At 44.7% G+C, this 23941-nt stretch carries 21 protein-coding genes and 1 other RNA gene; 8 read left to right on the forward strand and 14 right to left on the reverse strand.

What is annotated here, in order from left to right; genetic code table 11:
- Nucleotides 1–99: 99 nt before the first annotated feature.
- From HMPREF3190_RS01125 to HMPREF3190_RS01160, 8 genes are all read left to right on the forward strand, one after another.
- On the forward strand, nt 100–948 hold the full coding sequence (locus HMPREF3190_RS01125) for a methionine ABC transporter ATP-binding protein (protein ID WP_449675947.1): 849 nt from the start codon (nt 100–102) through the stop codon (nt 946–948).
- Between the two features lie 2 nt (nt 949–950).
- Nucleotides 951–1628 (forward strand): methionine ABC transporter permease, encoded by a 678-nt coding sequence (locus HMPREF3190_RS01130; protein WP_066779476.1) that lies wholly within the window; start codon nt 951–953, stop codon nt 1626–1628.
- A 247-nt stretch (nt 1629–1875) separates the two neighbouring features.
- A complete protein-coding gene (locus HMPREF3190_RS07520; protein ID WP_449675949.1) occupies nt 1876–3297 on the forward strand; it encodes a glycosyltransferase in 1422 nt (473 codons plus the stop codon).
- Nucleotides 3298–3342: 45 nt separating this feature from the next.
- On the forward strand, nt 3343–4731 hold the full coding sequence (locus HMPREF3190_RS01140) for a DegT/DnrJ/EryC1/StrS family aminotransferase (RefSeq protein WP_066779479.1): 1389 nt from the start codon (nt 3343–3345) through the stop codon (nt 4729–4731).
- 2 nt (nt 4732–4733) lie between these two features.
- Nucleotides 4734–5396 (forward strand): sugar transferase, encoded by a 663-nt coding sequence (locus HMPREF3190_RS01145; protein WP_066779482.1) that lies wholly within the window; start codon nt 4734–4736, stop codon nt 5394–5396.
- Nucleotides 5397–5469: 73 nt separating this feature from the next.
- Entirely contained in the window at nt 5470–6312 is an 843-nt protein-coding gene (locus tag HMPREF3190_RS01150; protein WP_082715055.1) for an ABC transporter permease, read from the forward strand.
- A 69-nt stretch (nt 6313–6381) separates the two neighbouring features.
- Nucleotides 6382–7290, forward strand: a complete 909-nt coding sequence (locus HMPREF3190_RS01155; RefSeq protein ID WP_449675951.1) for an ABC transporter ATP-binding protein — start codon at nt 6382–6384, stop codon at nt 7288–7290.
- Nucleotides 7283–8398, forward strand: a complete 1116-nt coding sequence (locus HMPREF3190_RS01160) for a glycosyltransferase family 2 protein (RefSeq protein WP_066779484.1) — start codon at nt 7283–7285, stop codon at nt 8396–8398. The genes HMPREF3190_RS01155 and HMPREF3190_RS01160 overlap by 8 nt, the downstream gene beginning before the upstream one ends.
- Nucleotides 8399–8484: 86 nt before the next feature.
- Here the strand turns inward: HMPREF3190_RS01160 and HMPREF3190_RS01165 are convergent, their stop codons facing one another.
- The 14 genes from HMPREF3190_RS01165 to HMPREF3190_RS01230 form a co-directional block, all read right to left on the reverse strand.
- The gene (locus HMPREF3190_RS01165) at nt 8485–9861 is read right to left on the reverse strand and encodes an ABC transporter permease (RefSeq protein WP_066779487.1); all 1377 of its coding nucleotides are present in this window, start codon (nt 9859–9861) and stop codon (nt 8485–8487) included.
- A 30-nt stretch (nt 9862–9891) separates the two neighbouring features.
- Complete coding sequence (locus HMPREF3190_RS01170) at nt 9892–10527, reverse strand: ABC transporter ATP-binding protein (protein WP_066779777.1); 636 nt, start codon at nt 10525–10527, stop codon at nt 9892–9894.
- An 87-nt stretch (nt 10528–10614) separates the two neighbouring features.
- Nucleotides 10615–12114, reverse strand: a complete 1500-nt coding sequence (locus HMPREF3190_RS01175; protein ID WP_066779490.1) for an ABC transporter permease — start codon at nt 12112–12114, stop codon at nt 10615–10617.
- Between the two features lie 270 nt (nt 12115–12384).
- Complete coding sequence (locus tag HMPREF3190_RS01180; RefSeq protein WP_449675954.1) at nt 12385–13887, reverse strand: L,D-transpeptidase family protein; 1503 nt, start codon at nt 13885–13887, stop codon at nt 12385–12387.
- 328 nt (nt 13888–14215) lie between these two features.
- Nucleotides 14216–16381, reverse strand: coding sequence for a hypothetical protein (locus HMPREF3190_RS01185; protein WP_066779497.1), 2166 nt, complete (start codon nt 16379–16381; stop codon nt 14216–14218).
- The gene (locus tag HMPREF3190_RS01190; protein ID WP_066779500.1) at nt 16378–17169 is read right to left on the reverse strand and encodes a metal ABC transporter permease; all 792 of its coding nucleotides are present in this window, start codon (nt 17167–17169) and stop codon (nt 16378–16380) included. The genes HMPREF3190_RS01185 and HMPREF3190_RS01190 overlap by 4 nt, the downstream gene beginning before the upstream one ends.
- Nucleotides 17162–18208 carry an ATP-binding cassette domain-containing protein gene (locus HMPREF3190_RS01195; RefSeq protein WP_066779504.1) on the reverse strand — a complete coding sequence of 349 codons (1047 nt, stop codon included), beginning with the start codon at nt 18206–18208 and terminating at the stop codon, nt 17162–17164. The genes HMPREF3190_RS01190 and HMPREF3190_RS01195 overlap by 8 nt, the downstream gene beginning before the upstream one ends.
- A gap of 10 nt (nt 18209–18218) precedes the next feature.
- Nucleotides 18219–19211, reverse strand: coding sequence for a metal ABC transporter solute-binding protein, Zn/Mn family (locus tag HMPREF3190_RS01200; RefSeq protein ID WP_066779507.1), 993 nt, complete (start codon nt 19209–19211; stop codon nt 18219–18221).
- Nucleotides 19212–19641: 430 nt separating this feature from the next.
- Nucleotides 19642–19836, reverse strand: a complete 195-nt coding sequence (locus tag HMPREF3190_RS01205; protein WP_066779510.1) for a hypothetical protein — start codon at nt 19834–19836, stop codon at nt 19642–19644.
- A 1023-nt stretch (nt 19837–20859) separates the two neighbouring features.
- Nucleotides 20860–21222: a transfer-messenger RNA gene (gene ssrA / locus HMPREF3190_RS01210) on the reverse strand.
- 51 nt (nt 21223–21273) lie between these two features.
- Nucleotides 21274–21690, reverse strand: coding sequence for a hypothetical protein (locus HMPREF3190_RS01215; protein ID WP_066779513.1), 417 nt, complete (start codon nt 21688–21690; stop codon nt 21274–21276).
- Between the two features lie 41 nt (nt 21691–21731).
- Nucleotides 21732–22199, reverse strand: coding sequence for an SsrA-binding protein SmpB (gene smpB / locus HMPREF3190_RS01220; RefSeq protein WP_066779516.1), 468 nt, complete (start codon nt 22197–22199; stop codon nt 21732–21734).
- A gap of 2 nt (nt 22200–22201) precedes the next feature.
- Entirely contained in the window at nt 22202–22477 is a 276-nt protein-coding gene (locus HMPREF3190_RS01225; protein WP_066779518.1) for a hypothetical protein, read from the reverse strand.
- A gap of 205 nt (nt 22478–22682) precedes the next feature.
- Complete coding sequence (locus HMPREF3190_RS01230; RefSeq protein ID WP_449674213.1) at nt 22683–23939, reverse strand: S41 family peptidase; 1257 nt, start codon at nt 23937–23939, stop codon at nt 22683–22685.
- Nucleotides 23940–23941: the final 2 nt, after the last annotated feature.

Genomic DNA, 23941 nt, shown 5'->3' on the forward strand with positions numbered 1-23941 from the left:
CTATAACTAGATTCGATACAAGCAAGTGAACTGCACGAATAAAGCAAAATTGACTATTCTCGACAAAAGAACTCATACTTGCATAGAAGTGCAAGTACCTTGATAATCACACCATTGCCTGTTTTACAGGTACAACAAGCACACGAACAGAACGGAACAACCACTATGATCACTATTGATCACGTATCGAAAACATACGCAAGCAAGCAAGGTGAACATCATGCACTCAAAGATATATCGCTGACTATCGAAAGCGGCGATATTTTCGGAATTTTAGGCTCGTCGGGCGCTGGTAAATCGACACTCGTACGCTGCATCAACTTACTTGAACGACCAAGTTCGGGGCGTATTCTGATTGATGGCAATGATATAACCAACTATCGCGGGGCACAATTAAAAGAGCTGCGCCAATCAATTGGTATGATCTTTCAGAATTTCTCGCTGTTTCAACAGCGCACAGTACTCGAGAATATCACGTTTCCTCTTGAGCTTACTGGCTGCCCTAAAGCAAAGCGTGAAACACGTGCAAAAGAACTGCTCGATGTAGTAGGTCTTGCCGATTTGAGTGCACGCTATCCAGCGCAGCTATCAGGTGGCCAGCAGCAGCGTGTTGCTATTGCACGAGCACTTGCCAACCGTGCAAAAATCATGCTCTGTGATGAAGCAACCAGCGCACTTGACACCAAAACAACCGTTGCCATTCTCGACTTATTAAAAACAATCAATCGCGAATTTGGTGTCACGCAAGTGCTTATTACCCATGCACTCACCGTAGCAGAGTCAGCATGCAACAAAATTGCCGTTATTGATGATGGACGTATCGTTGAGCAAGGAGCTACGCACAGCGTATTTGCCCATCCTCAAAGCAATGCACTTCATGAACTGATAGAAAATTCGCGCAGCGTTATAAGCGCTCAGGGCGTTTCGATTGTTGAACAGGGAGCATAACCATGAACGAAATTCAACTCTTTTGCAATAAATATGGAGCGCTCCTTGCGCAAGGAACTATTGACTCTATTGTCATGACAGGAATTGCAACACTTATCGCTGGCATTATCGGACTGGTCTTAGGCGTTATTCTGGTAATTTGTGCACCTGGTGGGCTAAAAAGCAACCGCGTCGTGTATACCATTGTTGGCTGGATAGTCAACCTTGTGCGCTCGGTGCCGTTTATTATTTTACTGGTTGCTATTATTCCTTTTACACGCCTTATTGCAGGTACATCACTTGGCGTACCTGGTGCACTTGTTCCCTTAACCATAACAGCAGCGCCGTTTGTAGCGCGCGTTGTAGAACAATCGTTAACAGAAGTTGATGCACGTCTTGTTGAAGCAGCTCAAAGCTTTGGTGCGAGCAGCTTACAAATTATTACGAAAGTGTATATACACGAATCACTTCCAAGTTTAGTGCGAGGTCTTTCTCTTACCTTTATAACACTTTTTGGTTTCTCGGCAATTGCTGGTGCTGTTGGAGCAGGCGGACTAGGAGATATTGCCATTCGCTATGGATACCAGCGCTATCAAACGGACGTTATGCTGGTAGCTGTTGTATTATGTGTCATTATAGTTGAGATTTTTCAAGCGCTGGGTGATATTATTGCACGAGGCATTGATCATCGTAATAAGTAGTTCCGTCGCTTTGCGCGCAACGTTTAAGGAAACACAAAACTCAGTGATAGCACTTCCTGCAAACTCGACGTCTGCAAACTTATAGAGCATTATACATGCGTAACGTGAAGCACTGAGTGTATAGTATATGGTAGGTGATGAAAGCCTCGAGAGTGTTAACTCTTGAGGCTTTTCAGGTAGAACTCAGCGTGCGAATGCGGCTCGTTCTCGATTGATAAGCGCTTATCCAACCTAATAAGGAAGGCATATGACACAAACTACACGTAAACGTATAGCAGTCGTAAGCATGGGTGTAAAGCTCGGAGATGAAACACGCGGCTATACGCGCTTTAAAGTTATAGCAGAAATGCTTGTACGTGCCGGATTTGACGTTGATCTTATCACAACAAGTTTTCAGCATTGGAACAAAGCACAACGCTCAATTCACGACGCATGCTACCAGCAGGAAGCGTTTCGTACGGTATTTATTCCTGAACCAGGTTATAAAAAAAATCTCGATATACGACGCATTATAAGTCATCGCATATGCGCACAAAACCTTAAGCGCTACTTGTTAGGCGGGGCGCACGCGGCTGTCTGCGGCGAGATACAAAGTAAAACGCCAGTTTGCGCACAGGGCAACGCGCATAGCAAGGCGCAAAGCGAAACACGCGGCGTTAGATATGCCGAAACACAACGTGAAGCGCAAAGCGAAACACGCGATGTAGAACACGTTGAAACACAACGCAAAGCTTACACAACGCATACATCCTACGACCTCATTTATGCAGAAATTCCACCGAATGACGTTGCCCGCGTATGTGCTGAAGTTGCAGAAATGCAGCATATACCTTTTATCGTTGACGTAAACGACTTATGGCCTGAAGCAATGCGCCTTGCGTTTTCGGTGCCTGTGCTTTCTCATCTGTTGTTTTATCCGTTTTCACGCGATGCACGCTACGTGTATCGCCATATTGATGCCTGCATTGGTACCTCTGATGAATATGCACAACGACCAGCACGCGACAGAACACAGCCCTACGAGCACTACACCGTGTATGTAGGAAACCAACGAGAGAAATTCGATGCTGCTGCACGTAAAAATGCATCGCTTATCAGCAAAAATGAACAAGAATTTTGGGTCACGTATGCGGGAACACTCGGTGCGAGCTACGATATAGAAACGCTTATCGATGCAGCCGCAAAGCTACAAGCACTCACTCCCCAACTTCGTGTAAAAATACTGGGTGATGGGCCTGAACGCACAACCCTTGAAGCGCGAGCTCAAAGTACGCACGCTCCCGTTGATTTTCTGGGATACCTTGACTATCAGCAGATGGCAGCCTATTTATGCGCAAGCGATGTAGTGGTAAATTCCCTTAAAGCACATGCAGCACAAAGCATTGTAACGAAAATTGGCGATTATTTAGCATCAACAAGCGCACTTATCAATACTGGCTCAAGTAAGGAGTTTCGAGAAAAAGTTATAAGCGATGGCTTCGGCATGAACGTCGATGCAGAAAACGTTGAAAGCTTAGCAAGCGCAATGCAATATTTGTACGAACATCCCAAAGAACGAGACGAAATGGCACGTAAAGGGCGCCTTATTGCCGAAGAGCAATTCGATCAAGCGCGTTCGTACCTCACAATTGTGAATTTAATCAAGAAATTGACACACTCTGAAACATAAATCTCGTATACTGAAAGCTTGCAGAATGTATGTTAGGAGGCTTCGATGCATACTCATCGATCCATAAGTTTTTCTCCACCCGACATTTCTCAAGCGGAACTTGACGCTGTTGTTGATGCACTCAAAAGCGGCTGGATTACCACCGGACCGCGCACAAAGCAGTTTGAAAACGAACTAGCAGCGTTTTTTACAACGCCGAAAGTTGCGGCGTTGAACTCGTGTACAGCAGCGCTTGAATGCGCATTGCGTGTTCTGGGCATTGGAGCTGGTGATGAAGTTATAACGTCAGCTTACACCTACACAGCAACAGCAGCTGCCATCTGCCATGTTGGTGCAACGCCTATACTGTGCGATGTTGCTGCTAACTCATACGAAATGAACTACGATGCGTTGCCTGCACTTATTACACCGCGCACAAAAGCGGTTATACCTGTTGATATAGCTGGTGTGATGATAGATTACGACCGTTTATTTGACTGCCTAGCTGCTGAGTCAACTCAATGGACACCTGCAAACGACATGCAAGCGCATATCGGGCGTATTGCGGTTATTGCTGATGGCGCACACAGTTGCGGCGCAGCGCGTGCCGGGCGCATGTCAGGATCAGTAGCTGATTTAACGGCGCTATCGTTTCATGCTGTTAAAAATCTTACCACTGGAGAAGGCGGCGCACTCACGTGGCGCGCGGGACTGTTCGATGATGAAGCCCTGTACAACGAAATCATGCTGCTGTCGCTTCACGGGCAAACCAAAGATGCATTGCACAAAAATCAAGCAGGCGCATGGGAATATGACATCATGTTCCCTGGTTGGAAGTGCAATATGCCGGAAATGGCAGCGGCGCTTGGACGCGCGCAGCTGAAGCGCTACCCTACTTTGCTGGCACGTAGACGCAGCTTAGTTGCTCGTTACGAGACAAATTTTGCGCACGCGGGTTTTGATGCGTCTGAGTTGCACCTTGTTCGCCACTATGCACTTGGAACACCTACGCCTGATGCAAGCAAAGCCGCCACGGCGCGTAACGCTACAACAGCACCTGACGCAAGCGACACGCCCAATACCGTGCGGTATTTGAGCGCCGAAGAAGCTTTCGATCTGCGCGAACGTGAGGCCCACGCCGCAGATGGTTTTGCATCAAGCGGACACTTAATGCTGTGCCGCTTTATGGGGATGTCGCGCGAATTTTGCAATGAGCTTATCATGCGTTGCGCGCAAGCAGGTATGGCGTGCAATGTCCACTACAAGCCACTTCCCTTGCTTACTGCGTACAAAAATCTTGGGTTTACCTGTGATAACTATCCTCACGCCTATGCGCAATATGAAAACGAGATTACACTTCCGCTTCATACCTTACTGAGCGATGACGACGTTGATTATATCTGCGATGTCGTAAGCAACTCGTATCGCACCATGAAACGCGAAGGGCTCCGCTAACGATGTATCAACACGTTATAAAGCGCGCGCTTGATATTATATTCAGCCTATGTATGATGCCTTTGGTGGCGTTAGTGGTGCTGGTGTGTGGCGTGTTTATCAAGCTTGAGGACGGCGGCAGCATCTTTTACAATGCACCACGTGTTGGCAAAAACGGGCACCCGTTCACCATGTATAAATTGCGGTCGATGAAAATTAACGCACCCGACTTGGTTATGGAAGACGGATCAACATATAATAGCAGTTCAGATCCGCGCATGACACGCATCGGTGCCTTTATGCGCAAAACGTCGCTTGATGAATTTCCCCAATTTATAAATGTGTTACAAGGAACAATGAGTGTTATTGGGCCGCGCCCCGATCTTGAACGCGAAGTGCAATTGTATCGCGGCAACGAAGCGCAAAAATTAAACGTACTACCAGGTATTACCGGCTATGCAGCAGTGTATGGTCGCAATGCGCTCGCGTGGCGTGAGCGTCTGAAACTTGACGTTTATTATGTAGAACATCAATCGTTTTCACTTGACGTGCGAATCTTTCTAAAAACATTCACCGCAATTGCAGCGCAGGATGGCATCTATGCACAAAGCGATCAACAACCTGTATCATTGCAAAGCGATACCCTTAACGCTGACAAGCCGCATAAACCGCACAAGAAGCGTTAACAGATTGCACGTTTTCACGCGCCGCTAAGTAAGCTACAATAGCGTTAATTGTTTTAAGGAAGAAAGATACAGCATGACACATACCTCAGCTACCAGCTTTGCTACTGAAACAAGCAGTGCTGAACGCAAGGCGCGCAAAGGAACAACGCCTAGTTCATGGCAACATAATTGGTTTGTGCTTACATCGCTTGTTAGCAAAGACTTTAAGCTTAAATATCGCCGCTCACTGCTGGGTGTTTTATGGAGCGTTTTAAATCCCCTCCTAATGATGGTTGTGCTAGCAGCCGTTTTTTCGTACATGTTTCGCTTTAGCATCGACCACTATCCGCTCTACTTAATTTTGGGAACGGTCTGGTTTGACTTTATGAGCCGCGCTACGTCATCAGCTATGAGTTCAATTATTGAATCGCAATCACTTATCAAAAAAATACGCATCGAAAAAATGCTCTTCCCTATCGAAAAAGTATTCTTTGAACTAGTCAATACTGCTATCTCGCTGGTTGCTGTTATTGCTGTTATGGTATATTATCACGTCTTTCCAACACCATGGGCGCTTCTGTGCTTGCCATTTATCTTGCTGTGCACGTTTATTTTTTCAGTTGGCATCGGGCTTATTTTGTCGGCACTGTCGGTATTTTTCCGCGACGTTATGCATCTGTGGGGCGTCGTTATTACCGCATGGACGTACTTAACGCCGATCTTTTATCCTGTTGACATGCTTGATAGCTGGATGAAAAATATTATGCAATTTAATCCTATGTATCACTTCATTAACTACCTGCGTAGTATTATGATGTGGAACACAAATCCAGGTATCCTAGAAAGTGCAGTATGTTTAGGAATGGCATTGGTGGTGTTTGCGCTTGGAATGTTTATTTTTAGACGTACTGAAAAGAAATTTATCTTGTACATTTAGTACAAATGCACAGGTGATCAGACGCGCTTATGCCACATAAGCACGCACGATGTGAGGGTATATACGATTATGACACTACATCCTACTCAGAGTAATGAACATAACGGCGCAGCACAAGCGAGTGAACAGTCTGGCCAGGACGATGCTACATACATGGGCGAACAGAGCGCTCCACACGCTGCCACGCACACCGACCAGGTAGCCACATCAACGCCCGCACCTAGCACGCAGCAGCCTATCATCGAAATAAATGATGTGTCGATGATCTTCAATATTGCGAGCGAACAGTTAAATAGCCTTAAAGAATACTTCATCAAAATTGCGAAACGTGAGTTATTTTTTAAGGAGTTTAAAGCACTTGAACACATTAGCTTGAACATTATGCCTGGTGATGTATATGGCATTGTAGGAACAAACGGATCTGGAAAATCGACGCTGTTGAAAATTATCGCGGGCGTACTTGAACCAAGCAAAGGCAGTGTACACATTCGTGGTACGATTGCTCCGCTTATTGAGCTGGGTGCGGGATTTGATATGGAACTTACCGCGCGTGAAAATATTTTTCTTAACGGATCGCTCCTTGGATATAGCAAGCAATTTATAGAAGATCGCTTTAATGATATTGTCGATTTTGCAGAAGTGCACGATTTTCTTGATATGCCTATGAAAAACTACTCATCGGGTATGGTTGCGCGCGTTGCGTTCTCGGTTGCAACGGCTACTATTCCCGATATTTTAGTCGTAGACGAAGCGCTTTCTGTTGGTGACTTCCTGTTTCAAGAAAAATGCGAACGCCGCATCAACGATCTTGTTGAACACCACAACACCACCCTCCTATTTGTGTCACACTCAATTGAGCAAGTTGAACGCGTGTGTAAGAAAGCCGTGTGGATAGAAAAAGGTCATATGCGCATGGATGGCGCGGTAGACGACGTGTGTAAAGCATATCGTGCACTTGATGGAGCCGAGCATGAATAAGGATGCACTGGTAAGCATTATCGTGCCCATTTACAACGCAGAAACAACGCTTGAACAGGCCTTATCAAGCATCGAACAGCAAATCTACCCCCATTTTGAAGCGCTGTGTGTAAACGATGGATCGACAGATAACTCGCAAGGCATTATTGACGCATTTTGCGCGCGCGATTCCCGATTTCAATCAATTACCAAGGAAAATGGTGGCTACGGCAGTGCTTGCAATTGCGGTTTGCAACGCGCGCAAGGCACATGGATAGGCATTCTTGAACCAGACGATTGGTACGATTCTCATTTTTTAGAACGTTTGCTTGATTTGCAAGATACTCACCAGACACAACAAACAGCACCGTGCGATGATATCTTAAAAGCAGCATACTGGCGCGTAACGCATCCCGATACCAGTGAGCAGGAAATTCTTGCATGCTCGTATCGCAAGCGCGTTCGTATAAAACACCAGCCGTTTACGATATATGACAGTGGCGCAACTGAGTTGCTTAATCATCACCCCAGCATTTGGTCAGCACTCTATCGACGTACTTTCCTGCAAGAAAACGCTATCACATTTCGAGAAATACCTGGTGCTGGCTGGGCAGATAATCCCTTTTTGTTTGAAACGTTTCTCGCAGCAAAGCGCATTCGGTATTGTGATGTGCCTCTGTATTATTATCGGGAAGAAACTGAAGCCAAAACGCGTTCGTTTGCGCAGAACAGTCCCTTTATTCCCCTCGATAGACTGCGTGACATTTTTGAAATTCTAAGCAAGCGCAATGAAAAAAATTATGCGGTATTGTGTTCGGTATACCATCGTGTGTTTTTCTATATTGCTGGCTTATGTACGTATAACAATCTCTCCGAAAACAAGCGCTTGAAGTGCGCCATTACCGATATTTTCAAGAAACTGCACCCGGCGATTGTGTTTTCGATCGACTCCATTGAGCCGCGCTATTTGAAGCTGTATTGCGAACTGACTGGCGAGGACGCCGCGCGCATTCACTACGGGCGCTATCTAGTGTATTTACTGCGCGAAAGCGTGTATAGTGCGCGCAACATTGGCATTAAAGTAACAATGAAGCGCGCGTTTGCGTTTCTGCATAAGCGTTCGAAATAGGAGCATAGGTAAGGTGCACACGAACGTCATGCACCACCTGCACAACGTGCACACGAACGTCTCGCGCGCTGCCTACGCCACGATTCTTAGTTAGTGTCAATAAGCAGTGCACGAGGACTTTTACGCATAAACGTTACACAAGCTAGCAGCAAAGCAACAACAAGCACTACGCTCATAAACAGCACCACGCCAGCTACCATATGTGCGTCTAATGAAATGCTCAAGCTATCAAGTGTTTTATTAAAACCATCAGCCTCAGCTCCTGCTCCAAGACCGCTTGCCTGCCCTGCTTTTTGTAAACTGTTACTAATAGATGCGCTCATACGTGCTACTAACGCATTTCCAATAACCTGAGCGCTCGCACTCGCACAGAAAAATGCCACAATAAATGCAGGTATGCTTACCATAAGCAGTTCGCATAAAAATTGCCCCCACACATATACTTTCGATTTTCCTACCGAAAGCAACACAGCAACCTCGTGGCGGCGCGCATTTATCCATAAGAACAGCAACAACGCTACTACAATTCCAGTAAATGCAAGTGAACCATACCATACGCCTGCTGTAAGTTTAAACAGCGACTGTATAGATTGCTGAAGCGCAGGATAATTATCTGAGCTTTTTACTAAATGATACATATTCCAATTGATATTTAAGCGCTTTAATTCTTTCAATACTTCATCAAGGTTTTTCTGAGCAGCAACGCTAAAGGTAGCGTCCTGATAAAGCGCGGTATCTTCGGTATAGCCATAAACACGTGCAGCGGTCGATAAATCGGTGACAAAGGTATTTTCATATAACTCTTGAGCAGCGCTTACCGCCTGCACGTTATGACCATCAAACAGCCCTTTTATGCGAACGGTAAAGCGCTCATGAGCACCTTTTGCATTATCGGCATCATATATATTTGATGCAAGTGTGATAGTGTCACCAACATGCAAATTATTTTTTTCCGCAAAATCTTTATGCATAAGAATTTGATACGTGTCTGAATTGCTTAAGTGCTCCCCTTCTACCAGACGAAATGCTCCCGTTGCAAATTTTGTTTCCTTTGATGAATCGTTCACACCCGTAAGCATGACAGCTCGACCAAAACGCTCAGCACGGGTTTTGTCAAGGCGAGCTTTCGTTTGTGGTGTTTCAACAATATGTAAATCAACAACATCGGCAACGCTATTAATACGCTTTGTTACCTGTTGTGCAAGCTGTGATCGATTTATCTTAGCAATATCTTGACCGCGCACATTGCCACCACCACGTGCAGTTCCTTGATTAACGCGACGATTTATCTCCATCGTAAAACTGTTCGTCAGCGCACCATAGGTTTCCGTCTGTGCTTTCAGTGTTGCTTGTTGTACAGCGACACTCATGAGGGCAAGCGTCGTCATCACCAACACAACGAGCGCAATAATAGCTGACTTCAGCGGTTTTCGTGTAATATAGGCAAATGCATTACGGAGCATACTGAATCCTTTCTGGCACTAACTTACCTGCTATGAACGCTCACACAACTGTTTGTTGCGTAATTCAAGAACAACATCAGCCGATTGAGCAAGCGTCATACTATGCGTCACCACAATGACGCATTTATTGCTTGTAGCTGCACGTTCTTTTAAGATGCTTATAATATCGTGTGCTGTTTGCTCATCTAAATTCCCTGTTGGCTCATCGGCAAGAATGACAGGAGCTTTACTTGCCAAAGCACGTGCAATAGCAACGCGCTGCTGCTGACCACCCGAAAGCTTTAATACGCTGCGTGAACTATGCTGCTGCTCAAGACCTAAATCGAGCAATATATCAGCGCTAGCATGCTTGTTTACCAAACGAATATTTTCAAGTGGAGTAAGATAATCAATGAGATTGTAATTTTGAAACACAAGCGCAATATGATTGCGGCGATGCGTATGCAAACCATGTGCTTTCAACGGCTCATCTTCAAAAAGAATCTCACCTGAACTAGGTGTATCTAAGCCAGCCAGCAACGAAAGCAAAGTCGATTTACCAGCACCCGATTTTCCAAGCAATGCATAAAACTTCCCTCGCTCAAAGGCATAACTAACATGAGAGAGTGTTTCGCGTTGTGCATTTCGATATAGGTATGACACATCACGTAAAGCTAAAACTGACATAAAAACTCCTTTACCAAACGTGGGATACAACAAACGCGCTTTCTCCCAAGGACACACAGCGTACATTCGCGTATTCCATACACACACTTACGACATCTGAACAAGCAGTTCACGGGGTTTTTTCCGCATGAAGATAACGCTGGATACACCAACTGCAGCTGCAATTACTACCAGTGCTAACACATAAGCGCTCAGCGCAACAATAAAAGAACTGATTGCGCTCGATTGTTGCATAAACAAACTTTCCAGCGGATTGTATGCTGCAACACTGTTTCCGACAACAGCGCTTCCAACATCAAAGGTTGATGGAGCATGTTCATCAAACGATTGAGCAAAGCCAAGAACGTGCGCTACGATACTCTGCGAAAAGAAGTGCACGCAAACAAATGCAATAAGCGCACTTGGGAGCGAGAGCAAAATCATCTCCAAGAGTACTTGTGCGCAGATGGTACGCTTAGAATTACCGATAGAAAGCAATATGCCAATTTCTGCAATACGTTCGCGCAGCCATAACACTAATACCAGCAATAACACTACAAAACTACCAAGCAACACCGCAGCTAATACAATGCGTACTAATAAACTTACGGCATCGACAGAACTATGAATGCTCTCAAATGCAGCGCCACTATCGCGTAGCGTAAACCTACTAAAATCAAGCGGCAAATCCATAAGCTGAGCTTTCAGCTGTTCGAGTGTTTGATAAGGTGCAGGTGCAATATCAAGTGAAGTCATACGTGCACCACCTGCGGCAACGGTAGATGTATGTTCTGGAGATGTTTGATGGAGCGACGCAGAATCTTCGCCTTGAGCTACGTTGCTTCCGCTGATCGATGCAGCGCTGCTTCCGCTGATCGGTGTCGTGTTGGCGGCATCGATCGGTGTGGTGTCGCTTCCAGCGCTGGATGTGTTTTCTGCGCGAACATGCTGCGCATCCTCAAACGATGTAAACATGGTGTTTTCACTTAAATCAGAGGGTGCTCCCGTAAAGCGCTCTTGCCGCTTTCCTGAAAAGATACCAACGATCGTAAAGCTGTATGGCTGTGCATTTTCACTGCTTTTCATACGAAGTGTCATGCCGCATGAAAGCTTGTTATGGCGTGCAAAGTCTTCATGCACCATAAGCACATGGCGCTCTTGTGGCATAGGAAAACGACCATCCATAAGCGTAAATGCACTTGAACGAAATAAGGTATGGCGCTCTATATCATTGCTGCCATATAACGCTATCTGTGGGAGTGAAGCTACATCAATATCGGTGCGCTCAATTAATTGGCGCTCCAACACAGGTGTTGCTGAAATCAGGGTAGCCGTAGTACGAAGCTGGGCCGTCAAACGCTCAGGCTCAACCGTATTCAAAACAGCTTGAACATCACGCTCGGTAAACGTGTCTTCTTCATTGTGAAGACCAAGGCTTAACGATGCATGCGATGCACGTGCAACATGCGAGCTTATGTGCTCGGTGGCACTCAGCATTCCTATGCACACGTTAAGACATATAAGTACTACTACCACAAACGCGCCCAATACCATACTGCGCACTCGTTTGCGGATCAGTGCATACCATGCTCGCTGAAGTACAGACATATATCATCTTTCTTGTCGTAGAGGCGCTCTAAGTGACTGCTATCTATAAGCAGTACAGAGCACACGTGCCACCTGCATAAATACTTATTTTCTGCAAGAGCAATAGTAAAAAAAGAAAATTAAAATTACATGAAAGAAAAAATGAGTTTTTTATACTTCTTTAAGCTACGACAAAACGCTACCACGCGTGCTCCAACATATACGGTATGTTACACATGGTATGGTGCGTATGACATTTTGCAAGCAGAAAACCAGCTCGCAGCTATAATACTAATAATGAACGATAACAGGATCACCTTTACGCACCACATCAAACAATGCACTTGCACTTGAAAGTGACAAATTGATACACCCATGACTACCATGCGATTTATACCACGTTCCACCGAAACGCGGTTGCCATGTAGCGTCATGAAAGCCAATGGAATTATGTACAAACGACATCCAATAACGCACCGTTACTGACCACTGTTTTTCGCCATCTTTCCAGCTTTCAAGTAGCTGTGGAGATGTGCGATAGTTAATTTTCCAAGCACCCGGTGGCGTTGCATGCTCACCAGGCTTTCCTGACACAATAGGACTTTCCCACACAAGAGTGCCGTTGTCATAAAAACGCGCATACTGTTCAGACAAATCTACATCGATATAGCGATCGCCCCAATCGGGCTTATCAGCACTGAGGGCACACGCAGCTGTTGACGCAAATGGAATTTCAAGCGGCTCGCCTGTAGCATCCTTAATGCGAGCAATCACATCTTCTATTACCTTATCAATATCAACGCGCCATCCATACGTGCCACCACGAACGCTAATATGCTTACCATCAGGACGTGTATAACTGCGTGTAGCACCAACGGTATTAAACGAACTTAATACGCCACGCAATGCCGTGCGCGCCTTCTCATCACTAAACTGTATACCATCAGCATCAAAGGTTATCATTTCTCCTTGTAACTTACGCGAGACCGTATAAAACGGCTTACCGTTTGCCGTAAGGACAATGTCGTGCGCAATCATCGCATTCGCTTGTTCACACGTACGCTGCAGCGTTTCATTGTTGGCTGTTATAGCAGGGGCGATGGTATCTGATGCATCTAAGGTAACGCTCTGCTCAAGCTTATCGAGCGCTTGAAGAATTTTTTGCACCACACGGCTTGTATCTAATGCCGTTCCTGGCTGCTCTTTTTCTATGTGAAAATGCTGTTGATCATCGTTAAAAACGATATATGCATCGCGCGGCAGGCGTTGCGTTTTGTTATAGCGTTCGATCTTTGAAGCTACTACTTGCGTTAATGCGTCTTGATCGGCTTTTGCTTGCAAGAGTGATGAATAATCGTAGTGTCCTGCTATAAGTGCGTACGGCCACATCCACGCAGCTTGTCTGTGATGCATTTCTTTTACAATATGTTGTGCATCGATGCGTAAATTCATATCGCGCGTTGTAATTGTTTCGTGAAACCCATCGGCGCTAAGAGCAATCTCATACGCGTTAAACGCATCATTAAGCGCTTGTTCGAGTTGAGTGTCTGACTTAAGCGATGCATCGATAAACGCTATTCGTGTGCGCGGAAAAAACAAAGAAGAAAACAAAATAATGCCTGCTACATATAACACAAGCAGAACAATACCGATGCTTATCCAAGCAATAGCAGCTTTCTTGTGGCGCGCACGAGGTGTAACAGAGCTCTGTGCGCGCGTAGTAGACGCCTCATGTGCAGTGACCGATGATGATTGCGCATTGTGCTTATGCGCACTTTTGACATCAGAAGACACGTGAGTGCTTGCTGCATGCTTACTGCCTGCAGATTTATGTTTTCCTTCACGAGAATTTCGTTTGCCGAACAGCCCCATATATGCATGACCTCTACTTACATAGCTTCGTGCTCTACCGTACAAAAGTATTATATACCACAGCACATGCTTGTAAGTACTTCAACATAAACCATCGTGTTACAAACGTATAGGTATAGCCTCGTTATTCATTCCAAAGAATCGGTTTTTACTGCTAGGGTATCAACCAATTTACAAAGCTGTTTACACCCTTGTATAGGCGCGCTCTCTTGTTCAAGATTGGACGGTACTGCAGCCCTTACATCATGTGCTACCTTAGCACAGCGTCAGTAGCACGCCCATGCGTCACTTTGGATACAGATGCAGTCGTAGCCTCATGCGCCACTTTGGATACAGCTTCGCGTACGGCTGTAGCTTCATGTTCAACTGGTGACTCATTTGGTGGTGCAATCTCAGGCGCAGGTGAAGCCTTATGTTCTGCTTGGCTTATTGGCTCAGCGTTGTTATTTGTTTCAGCTGTGCGCTTATTTTCTCGTTTGAAATGGTCTAACTTTTCTTTCATGTTATATGATTTTCCATGTACTTCAATAGTACCATCATTATTAAAGCACATGCCTTGCAATGAACAAGGAGGGAGCTCCAACTTAAGAGTATCAAACTGATCAGACGTAATGCCATATTGTTTACATACTTCGTCTTTTATAGCATCAGAGGACTTTTCTGACACTGCAGCAACCTGAACAGGCTTAACGTGCGTATCTTGAGGAAGCGTTGTGAGTACAGCAGGTGCTCCTGTATCATAGTACGCAACATAAAAACCTTGTAAGTCACCGATTTCTTTAAAGATGTGCGTAATGTGTCTTTGTGTAGCCTGATTGTTTACCAACGCATGGTATTCATACTCGTAATCGGCAGGAAGCGTCCACGTATCAGCATGTTCGACGCGATACTTCAACGTTGCAACAACATCACGTGCACTAAATCCGTGAAAGTCGGATGGATACGACTTAGCAAACTGGATAATATCACGAATTGCATGACTGTGCGCATGTCGCTCTCCTGCAAGATGATAGACGTAAAATGTTTGTTGGTCTTTGTCAAAAAAGCGCATATATTTACAATCTTCCCAGGGCATTTTATCGAGAGGAACAATATTTTTTGCTTCTACTGAATCGTAGGTAAATACTTCATCATTATTAAGAGGTTTCAGTGGTTGTGTATGCGTGCCTAAGTATTCGCCAATTTTTATATGAGGATATAATGCGCTGGGGTCAGTAAATGTTACACGCTCTTCGCCGTTTTTATAATAAATATGCCAGTGATCTTCATGCCTTAAAATTTTAACGACTTCGTTTTCATCAGCGGCTGCATGAGGAAATGTTCCTTGACTATCTCCAGTTGACGAACCATTTTCCTGCGGAGTGTTCGGTGTATCAGATGAGCTGTTGGTCGTGCCAGGAACGCTTTGTGGAGTAGAATGTTCATCACCAAGAGGCGAATGTGTTCCCGTTCCCGCTGATGAATGGTGCGAACCAACATACGTACCGATACGTATCCCTGGAAATATCGCCTGAGGATTATCATACGTAATCACTTCCTCACCTGCGGCTGTATAACAATGATAGTGATCAGCATGCTGTAATATTTTTGTAATGGGCATCTGCGCTAATTCAGAAAGCTTTACCACACGCACAAACGATAAACCCAAAGGGTTGTTAGCATTACTTGCGTCATTTGAGTGTGCTCCTTGTTGTGCTGCAGACGATGCGTCTTTGAGATCTGCTTGCGCAGATGGCATGCCATCGGGGGAATTCAGCTCGCTTTCGCTCGGTGTATCAGCAGCAAAACCCTGATCAGCTGTATTGTAGTCAGCTTGCACGCTGCCATGGCTTCCAGTATACGTTCCAATGGGAATATGTGGATATAAAGCCGATGGATTGGCGTAGGTGATAAATTCTTTTCCTGTATTCGTAAATATATGATAGTGGTCGCCGTGTTTAAGAATTTTCACTACATGAACTGCCATATTTTGCAATGTAGCACGTGATACTACCGAAGCAGTATTCGACAAATCACTTGCTTGTGTTGCCTTTGTTGGGTCGGAATACGTAATAATTTCACGTCCGTCTTTGGTAAATACATGCCAGTGATCTCCGTGTTTTATTATTTTTACAATTTCACTTGATGCCACTTTTTCAGCATCAAGCAATACCGTCGTGCTCGTATCAGCAGCATAAGCACTTGTTTTATCCTGAAATGCCTCAGTATTATAAGAAAGCGCGCCCTTTGATGCATAGACATTTGACAGCTCCGCTGCAGACAAATTACCTGCAACGTTAGACATGTCTGCTTGATGAGGTAGTATGCTACACGCAGGAAGCGTTATAAGAACGCAAGCGCACAGCGCGCCAGCAGCAAATGACGTCATTTTCGTCGTACGTTTCATATTCATATGGTTCATATTCGTGTGTTTCATGATAATTTCCTTTTCAAAACAAGCGTAATAACTAATACAACAACAGCGAGCAATACAATTACCGAGCCAGGCTTTAAATTTCCATAATATGAAATGCATAAACCGCAGTACACAAAGGCAAGCGAAAATGCTATTCCACCGAGCAAAACACTTCGATACGTGCGAAACAATTGCATAGCGCACAGTGTTGGAATAACAAGCAACGAGGACACAATAAGCGATCCGATAGTTTTTGCTGCAAGCGAAATAGACGCCGCAACAAGCAGTGAAAATACAAACGCTAATACGCGCTCATTAATACCAAGAAATTGAGCTGCAACGCTATCAAATGTTGCTAAATACAAACGAGTAGCGATAATGCGATATGCGATGCAAACGAGTGCTGATATAACAATCACGAGGTAAAACTCGGTATCGGAAATAGTGACAATCGAACCAAACAGAAATGATGTTACCTGCGCGCCGTTTCCTGCAAATCCTGTAAAAATACCAGCACAGCCAATTGCAAACGCTAACACAACAACCGTAGAAATCTCCTGGTAGGCTGGTAATTTATCGCTTATTGCCTGCACGCTTAAAACACCAATAATACAAGCGATTACCGAGCCCAGCAACGGATGAAACCCAAAGCATAATCCCGCAGCAACACCTGCAAGTGATGCGTGAGCAAGCGTATCACCCATTTGAGAAAGGCGCTTGAGTGTTACGGGAAGTCCCACCAGAGGCAACAAAATAGCTAGGATACTTCCAACAATAAAAGCGCGTTGCATAAACTCAAACTCAAACATGGCGCGCCACCCGCTTTTTACAATCTACCTGTTTGTCCTGTTTAATCTGCTCTGCTGGCGAAATCTGATCAGCTGGCGAAATCTTTTCTGCTGGTGAAATCTTTTCTGCTAACCGATCCTGTTCAATATCGCCATCTTTTTGAAGCAAGGCATCTTTTTGAAGCAAGGTATCCTGTTCGGGCAGATTATTCTGAGTAAGCTGCTTAATGTGCATATTTTCAATACGATACAGCTGAGTTGCATACGCGCGCACCTCATCTACATGGTGCGTTACGATAAGCACAGCCATACCGTCTGAACAACAACGAGACAAATGTTTCATAATCACAGCACTTGACTGAGCGTCGATACCTGACGTTGGCTCGTCAAGTACCAAAAATTGCGGATTTTTCAACAAAGCAAGCAATAATGCTAAACGCTGTAATTGTCCACCCGACAACTCTCGCAGCGTCGATTTCACCACAGCATTCAACTGAAATTCATCAAGCAGCGAACTTGCTCGCTGAAATACCTGTTCACCAAAACCAAACAAGCGCGTTTTCTTCAAATACGAACAATGCTTATGAATAACCTCCTCTACTGTCGTAGGAAATATGCGATACGCTTGAAAATTGCTTTGCGATACATAGGAAATGCGGCTGCGCTGCTGGATCGACGCTCCCGTTTCACCAAAAAGCCTGATTGTGCCTTGCTGCGGTGTTAACAATCCAAGCACTAATGCAAGCAGCGTTGTTTTGCCGGCTCCGTTTGCACCCATCAGCGCTACGAAATTCCCACGATGAATGCAAAGATGTGCACCCTGCAAAATAGCGCGCGTGTCGCCACCCGATTGCGCCGCATAGGAAAAGGACACATCGTCCATCGCAAGCACTTCATCACGCGATGCATGAAGCGTATACGTATCGGCCTTTGAACAGCACGACTGCTTGCTTGTGCGTGCATCCACTGTTCCACTGAAATAAGCGCACTTAGCTTGCAGAAAATCTGCTTGCAGTGCACTTTTCAATAGATTGCTGGGTAATAAAGAAGCTTTAATCATTGCGCTTCCTTTACACAAACGATTCCATTAAAGCATGCAAGTTTCGCTTCATCAGTTCTAAATAACCAGCGTTCACATCGTCTTCGCTTAAATGCTCCATTGTGAAGAGCGTTGATGTGTGGGCACCCGTTGTTCGCGCGAGCGTTTGTGCTACTTTTGGCGTTGCGCTTCCTTCAAAGAAGATCGTAGTGATGTTGTGCGCCTTTACGAATTCGGCAATTTTAGCAAGCTGAGCTGCGCTTGGCTCGTTATCAGGAGAAATACCAGTCACTGCCACTTGAGTAAGCCCGTAATCGCGTGCAAGATAATTAAATGCAGCGTGCGACGCTACAAAATATCGCTTTTCAGCTGGCACGGTGCGCAACTGATCTGCAAACTGCTTGTCAAGTTCCTCAAATTCAGCGCGTGCTTGCTGGTAATTTTCCTGATAAAACGCGGCATGAGCACTATCGAGCGCACAAAACTTTTTGCACAGCGTATCAAGCTGTTCAAGTGCGTTTTTAATGCTCAGCCACGTATGAGGATTAACGCTTGAATGGTCTCCTGGTTTTGCATCTTTGTTTTGAAGAAGCGTTAAACCCTGCGAAAGATCTAAAAATCGCTCGTCGTGGTGCATGCTCTCTTTAAGCTGCGGAATAAACGTTTCCATGCCAGCGCCGTTATAGATAATTAAATCGGCTTTGGTAAGGCGCGCCATATCTGCTGTTTTTAGTTCAAAATCGTGAGGCTCTTGGTTGCCTTGGATAATAGTGCGTACATCCCAGCTATCCTTTACAATCCGCTTAGTAAGATCGTATACAGGAAAAAAACTGGTATATACTACAGGCTTTGAAGTGTGTACAGCATCAGCGCCTGTTGGTGATGTCTGCTTTTGATTACTTTGATCAGATGGGGTGCTGCATGATACAAGTGCGCACGCACAGGCGATGATGCAAGCAAGAAAAACTACCCGACAAGCTGCTGCTATCGATCGCGCTCTTTTACTGCCTAATAAACTGTTCATTATGTATTCCCTTCCTCAACACAAATCCTAAGCACTGGATGCTTCGGTGTTGAAGGTAAGTATACATAAATTGATAAGTGAATTGAATTTGAATTTCATTTTAATATTCAATTACATGAATTATTCAAGAAACACAATGTAACATAACTATGAGCAAGCGATTATGCACGGGTCACATTCCTTGCTCAGCTTAATGTACCAATTATCTGGCTGTAAAAGAGTAGGCGTAATATGCTGCAGCACATAATATTCGCAGCTGATCAATATACTTTTCATAAAGCTTGCATAACTGCCATGTTGCTTATCAATGGAACAAATTCACTGCACGAATGGCACAAATCCACTGCAAAGCGTGACAGCTACGCATAACACTCGTCATATAACACGAGCGTGAACTCACTTTACTTGTTGTATTGTTTTGGGTTTCGGATTATTCGTCTGGATTATTGTTCATATGCTCTTCCATGTCTTTACGAATAAGTTCACGAATGTATTTTGCTTTGCTTTCCTGTTGACAAAGCCACTCATGAAGCTCTTTATCCTTTGGATAAAATGCTATCGTATAAGACTTAACGTTAAGCTTCTGATAGCGTGCGCTAGCGCGCCTTTGTGCTTCACTTGCCATTATTTCTTCTTTCTCATGTTATCGATTGCTTGAACGATATAATGCGCTATAAGATAGCCAATAGCACTTGTGATAATCATACTTACTACTTGAACCATAATGATACCTCCTATATACTTGGGGTAGATGCTGAGGAGCGAATTCCCTAACACCTTTGTTACTTTCGCGCTGCTTTGCTTTCTTGCCCTTAAGCTTAGGAGCTCCTTTTATGCCTAGATTTATCAGTTCAATAATTATTCCTGCTAAAACCGAACATAAAAGATTTTGGAGCAAGTCTATAAAAAGGAGCGAACTCCCCAGCATCTTTGTTCTTACTGCTCCTTTGCTTTCTTGCGCTTAAGCTTAGGAGCTCCTTTTATGCCTCGCTTTATCAGTTCAATAATCAAGTATACGGTAATGATTAATGAAGCATTGTTTGCTTGTGACAGTTAGGTAAAAGCACACCATCAAGAAAAACGTAGTGGCAGCCTTTCTTTTTTGGTATACTGGTGGCAAGGAGCTTAATAGCCCCTTGCCTTGCTCGCTTATTTTTTCTTCCTGCGAGCTAGGAACTTGTCAATCGCGGCTATTGCGTAATGGGTGCCGACCCCTGCGATAACCGCGATTACTATTTGCAGTTACGCTTCGTTCATGTAAGCTTTTTCGATACGGCAACTACATTGCAATACGCCAGTTAAAATCACGCGATAATGGTACACCGTTCGGCTGATATAAAACAACTAACCTATGTAATAACATGCATTATTGCAGGTCAAAAGCGCTGTAAACTGTGCAAAAATAGTACTAATTTCACGCCTGATATATTTCTGACATCAAACTTTGAACGATTAAAAAAACGGTGCTTGTGATCATGCGTTTTGTGCAAGCTTTCTGACAAAACCTGACATACCGCGATCAGGCATTCTGACATATCAACAAATAACGCCTGATAAACGAATAGTAACGATTAGCGCATTTTTTAATATAAAGATAACAAAGGAAGAATAAAACACCTGTTCAGAAAGGCAATTAAAAAGGTGAAAATGGTGGAGGCGCGGAGAATCGAACTCCGGTCCATGCTAGGACATTGGTCAGGCTCTACAAGCTTAGTTAGTGCTTGAATTTCAGAAGAGCTTTGTGCACTAACAAACAGATCTCTTCCTAAACGCTCAGTCTTTTGTTACAGCGCAGCGTTCACACTCTAACAGCATTCCCCTAACATGACATCGCACGCAGCGCAGGGACAACACCACGATTGACGGCTGCTAATAAATTAAGCAGCAAGGGCATATTGCCCAGAGTAATTAGTTTTGCCAATTAAATTTGACGGTACTCGGGTTTAACGTGGACGAGAGACCACGACCTGCTCCTCACCGCAAACCTACCATGTCGAAACCAGTCGCCCCCATAGGTTATAGGTTTTACCTTTTCAAAGTACAAATAGTGTATTGAAGTACTCTACTTCAGCAAATTCTTAAAGTCAAGTAAGCCTTTTAAGTCGTCATATGCTTCTTTCAGCTCACTGACGGTTTCTTTCCCGTCTTTAAGAACGCCGCGCAAATCTTGAGCGGTATCCTTTAGCTCTGCACGGGAAATAGTGCTATCGTTTGTGTCGCCAGTCGATTGACCTGCAGATTCGCTATGTGCGGCATCTCCGCTTGCAGCGTGTTGATCAATAACAGCTTCATGTGCCGCAGTTGTGGGAGCACTGCCTTCTTCATAGAAATACTCAACTGTGTTACCATCAGCATCATATACAGCAACGCCAATTTCATTATCGTGTTCGTCAACTAAATAATAGGCAACGTCCTCAGGCGAAAATTCAAGCTCAAAGAGCTCATCTTCTGCGGGGCTCGTTTGATCATCAAGCGTCATAGTTACCTCGTTTCACCACGTGCATTATTTCACCACGTGCATTACCTGCTGCGTGCTTTCAGTGCACGCTCAATTTCGCGCTGAGCATCACGTGCTGCCATAGCTGCACGCTTATCATAAAGCTTTTTCCCTCGACAAACAGCAAGTTCAAGCTTCACTAATGCATTATGCTTAAAATACAACTTTACTGGAACAAGCGCCATACCTTTCTCGCGCGTTTTTTCTTCGAGAATACGAATTTCACGCTTATGCAGCAACAAACGGCGACGCCTATCGGGATCAACGTTATTCAAATTGCCATTTTTATACGGCGGAATATGAACGTTGTTCAACCACACTTGCCCGCCACGCACCAATGCAAAGCAGTCAGTAAGCTGACAATTATTGTCACGAAGCGAGCGTACTTCTGTACCCGTAAGCTCAACGCCAGCTTCGTAGGTTTCAAGAATTTCGTAATCGTGAAATGCACGTCTATTGCGTGCAATAAGTTTTTCCGTTGTCTGCTTCATGCTTACCAATACTCTTTTCTTGCTTTGCGCTTTTTCTTCTTTTTAGGGCGAAAATCAAGCTCTAACTGCCCAGCTAAACATTCATTTTTAGGCGCAATACGAGAAATCGAATCGATGTTCCACGCAACAGCGCGCTTTCCAAACAGCTCAAGCATTGCCATACGCGCATCAGCCTTATTGTCACGCGAAGACAAGCGTGCCTCACTATCAAACTCAAACGTCCCAATTTCACGTTCATCGGAACTCACAGGCGCAGTATAATGCGCTAAAAATCGCATAGTATCACCTTAGGGTACATCTTAGTCCGCTACGTTCTGGTTTGCCACATCTCGGTACGCACGGTAGCATTTCCCTACACAACGCTCTTGCACGTGCGGGGCAATGCCGCACAACTACCTTCACGCTCCTGTGTAACACGGATGTTTCCACACATGATGTTGATTGATATGCTCGCATAGTGGCTGAATACGTTCTTTGCAACACTTACTTGCTTTGCGTACGATAATGAGCTGTTTCAAGTGCATAATTTTTTTGAAAGTCTTCGCTACCATTGTTGTCAACCGCTACATCAGGAGAAACACCACGGCCATCTATTTCACGACCCTTAGGCGTTAAATACACTGCTACCGTATAACGCAGCGCACCACCAAAAGATAACTCACGTGTTATCTGTACAGATCCTTTCCCCATACTTGTTTGACCAACAATAATGCAACGTTTGCTTTCCTGCAAGGACGACGCAATAACTTCTGCGGCGCTCGCTGTGTTTTTGTTCACAATAATAGTAAGTGGTGCATCGCTTAACGCAGCTCCTGTTGCCGATTTCGCATTCGTAGAAAAGCGTGTTTTTATCTGCAACGCAGCAGCATCTTTAGAAAATGCACCAATAATATCAAGTGCTTGCGACAAATATCCCCCAGGATTGTTGCGTAAATCAAGCACAAAAGCGCTAGCGCCTTGTTCTTTTAATTCGCTTATAGCACTGCGCACAAGTGATGATGATGTAGCGGTAAGTTGTGTTAATGCTATATAGCCCGTGTCGTTATGTAATTCAGTACGCACATTAGGACTTTGCTGCTTTTTGCAAACAAGCGTAGTGGTAAATTCATGACCTTCGTTTTTACCTTGAGCATCAGGACGCAGCCACGTTATTACGATCGATGTTCCTTCATCGCGATTAAGTGCCGCAATAACTTCAGCGCGCGACCATTTTTGGGAACGATCACCATCAAGCGCAACAACCACATCGCCAACGCGCACATCATTCAGCTGAGCAGGAGAATTCTCAAAAACATCAACGGCATACGCTTTGCCATTTTTTTCAGCAAACAACACACCGATGCCTGAAAATGCTTGGGTTTCTGAATTAAGCAGCGCCCGATAGCGCTCGGCCGTATAGTAGCGTAAATTAGGGTCTTTAGCAGCACTCGCAAAGCCGTCGAGCAGCTTTGTTGTTGCATCATCAATATCGTACGAATCGAGACTTTCGTTAGCAAGTACTGTTTCAACTTCAGAAAGTCTACTTGCCACTAACGAACGCTTGTCGCTTTGTAGTTGTGAATTTGCAGCTTTTGAGGCGCTCACACCCGTAACGCTTGCTGGAAAGCCCAAATGCTGCAACAAATCAACATTGCCGCGCAAGGTAAACCCCAGCACGAACAAACCAATTGCAACAAGAAACATTACAGCGATGCCCACCACGCGCAAATTCCAATAATGTTGGCGGCGCGTACTTACCATCT

The sequence above is a fragment of the Umbribacter vaginalis genome (assembly GCA_001552935.1).
In the GTDB taxonomy this organism is placed as follows: Bacteria; Actinomycetota; Coriobacteriia; order Coriobacteriales; family Eggerthellaceae; genus Berryella; species Berryella vaginalis.

Coding starts and splice junctions, on each gene's coding strand:
- HMPREF3190_RS01130 (WP_066779476.1), top strand. CDS start 951: ATGAACGAAATTCAACTCTTTTGCAATAAATATGGAGCGCTCCTTGCG.
- HMPREF3190_RS07520 (WP_449675949.1), top strand. CDS start 1,876: ATGACACAAACTACACGTAAACGTATAGCAGTCGTAAGCATGGGTGTA.
- HMPREF3190_RS01140 (WP_066779479.1), top strand. CDS start 3,343: ATGCATACTCATCGATCCATAAGTTTTTCTCCACCCGACATTTCTCAA.
- HMPREF3190_RS01145 (WP_066779482.1), top strand. CDS start 4,734: ATGTATCAACACGTTATAAAGCGCGCGCTTGATATTATATTCAGCCTA.
- HMPREF3190_RS01150 (WP_082715055.1), top strand. CDS start 5,470: ATGACACATACCTCAGCTACCAGCTTTGCTACTGAAACAAGCAGTGCT.
- HMPREF3190_RS01155 (WP_449675951.1), top strand. CDS start 6,382: ATGACACTACATCCTACTCAGAGTAATGAACATAACGGCGCAGCACAA.
- HMPREF3190_RS01160 (WP_066779484.1), top strand. CDS start 7,283: ATGAATAAGGATGCACTGGTAAGCATTATCGTGCCCATTTACAACGCA.
- HMPREF3190_RS01165 (WP_066779487.1), bottom strand. CDS start 9,861: ATGCTCCGTAATGCATTTGCCTATATTACACGAAAACCGCTGAAGTCA.
- HMPREF3190_RS01170 (WP_066779777.1), bottom strand. CDS start 10,527: ATGTCAGTTTTAGCTTTACGTGATGTGTCATACCTATATCGAAATGCA.
- HMPREF3190_RS01175 (WP_066779490.1), bottom strand. CDS start 12,114: ATGTCTGTACTTCAGCGAGCATGGTATGCACTGATCCGCAAACGAGTG.
- HMPREF3190_RS01185 (WP_066779497.1), bottom strand. CDS start 16,381: ATGAAACACACGAATATGAACCATATGAATATGAAACGTACGACGAAA.
- HMPREF3190_RS01190 (WP_066779500.1), bottom strand. CDS start 17,169: ATGTTTGAGTTTGAGTTTATGCAACGCGCTTTTATTGTTGGAAGTATC.
- HMPREF3190_RS01195 (WP_066779504.1), bottom strand. CDS start 18,208: ATGATTAAAGCTTCTTTATTACCCAGCAATCTATTGAAAAGTGCACTG.
- HMPREF3190_RS01200 (WP_066779507.1), bottom strand. CDS start 19,211: ATGAACAGTTTATTAGGCAGTAAAAGAGCGCGATCGATAGCAGCAGCT.
- HMPREF3190_RS01205 (WP_066779510.1), bottom strand. CDS start 19,836: ATGGCAAGTGAAGCACAAAGGCGCGCTAGCGCACGCTATCAGAAGCTT.
- HMPREF3190_RS01215 (WP_066779513.1), bottom strand. CDS start 21,690: ATGACGCTTGATGATCAAACGAGCCCCGCAGAAGATGAGCTCTTTGAG.
- smpB (WP_066779516.1), bottom strand. CDS start 22,199: ATGAAGCAGACAACGGAAAAACTTATTGCACGCAATAGACGTGCATTT.
- HMPREF3190_RS01225 (WP_066779518.1), bottom strand. CDS start 22,477: ATGCGATTTTTAGCGCATTATACTGCGCCTGTGAGTTCCGATGAACGT.
- HMPREF3190_RS01230 (WP_449674213.1), bottom strand. CDS start 23,939: ATGGTAAGTACGCGCCGCCAACATTATTGGAATTTGCGCGTGGTGGGC.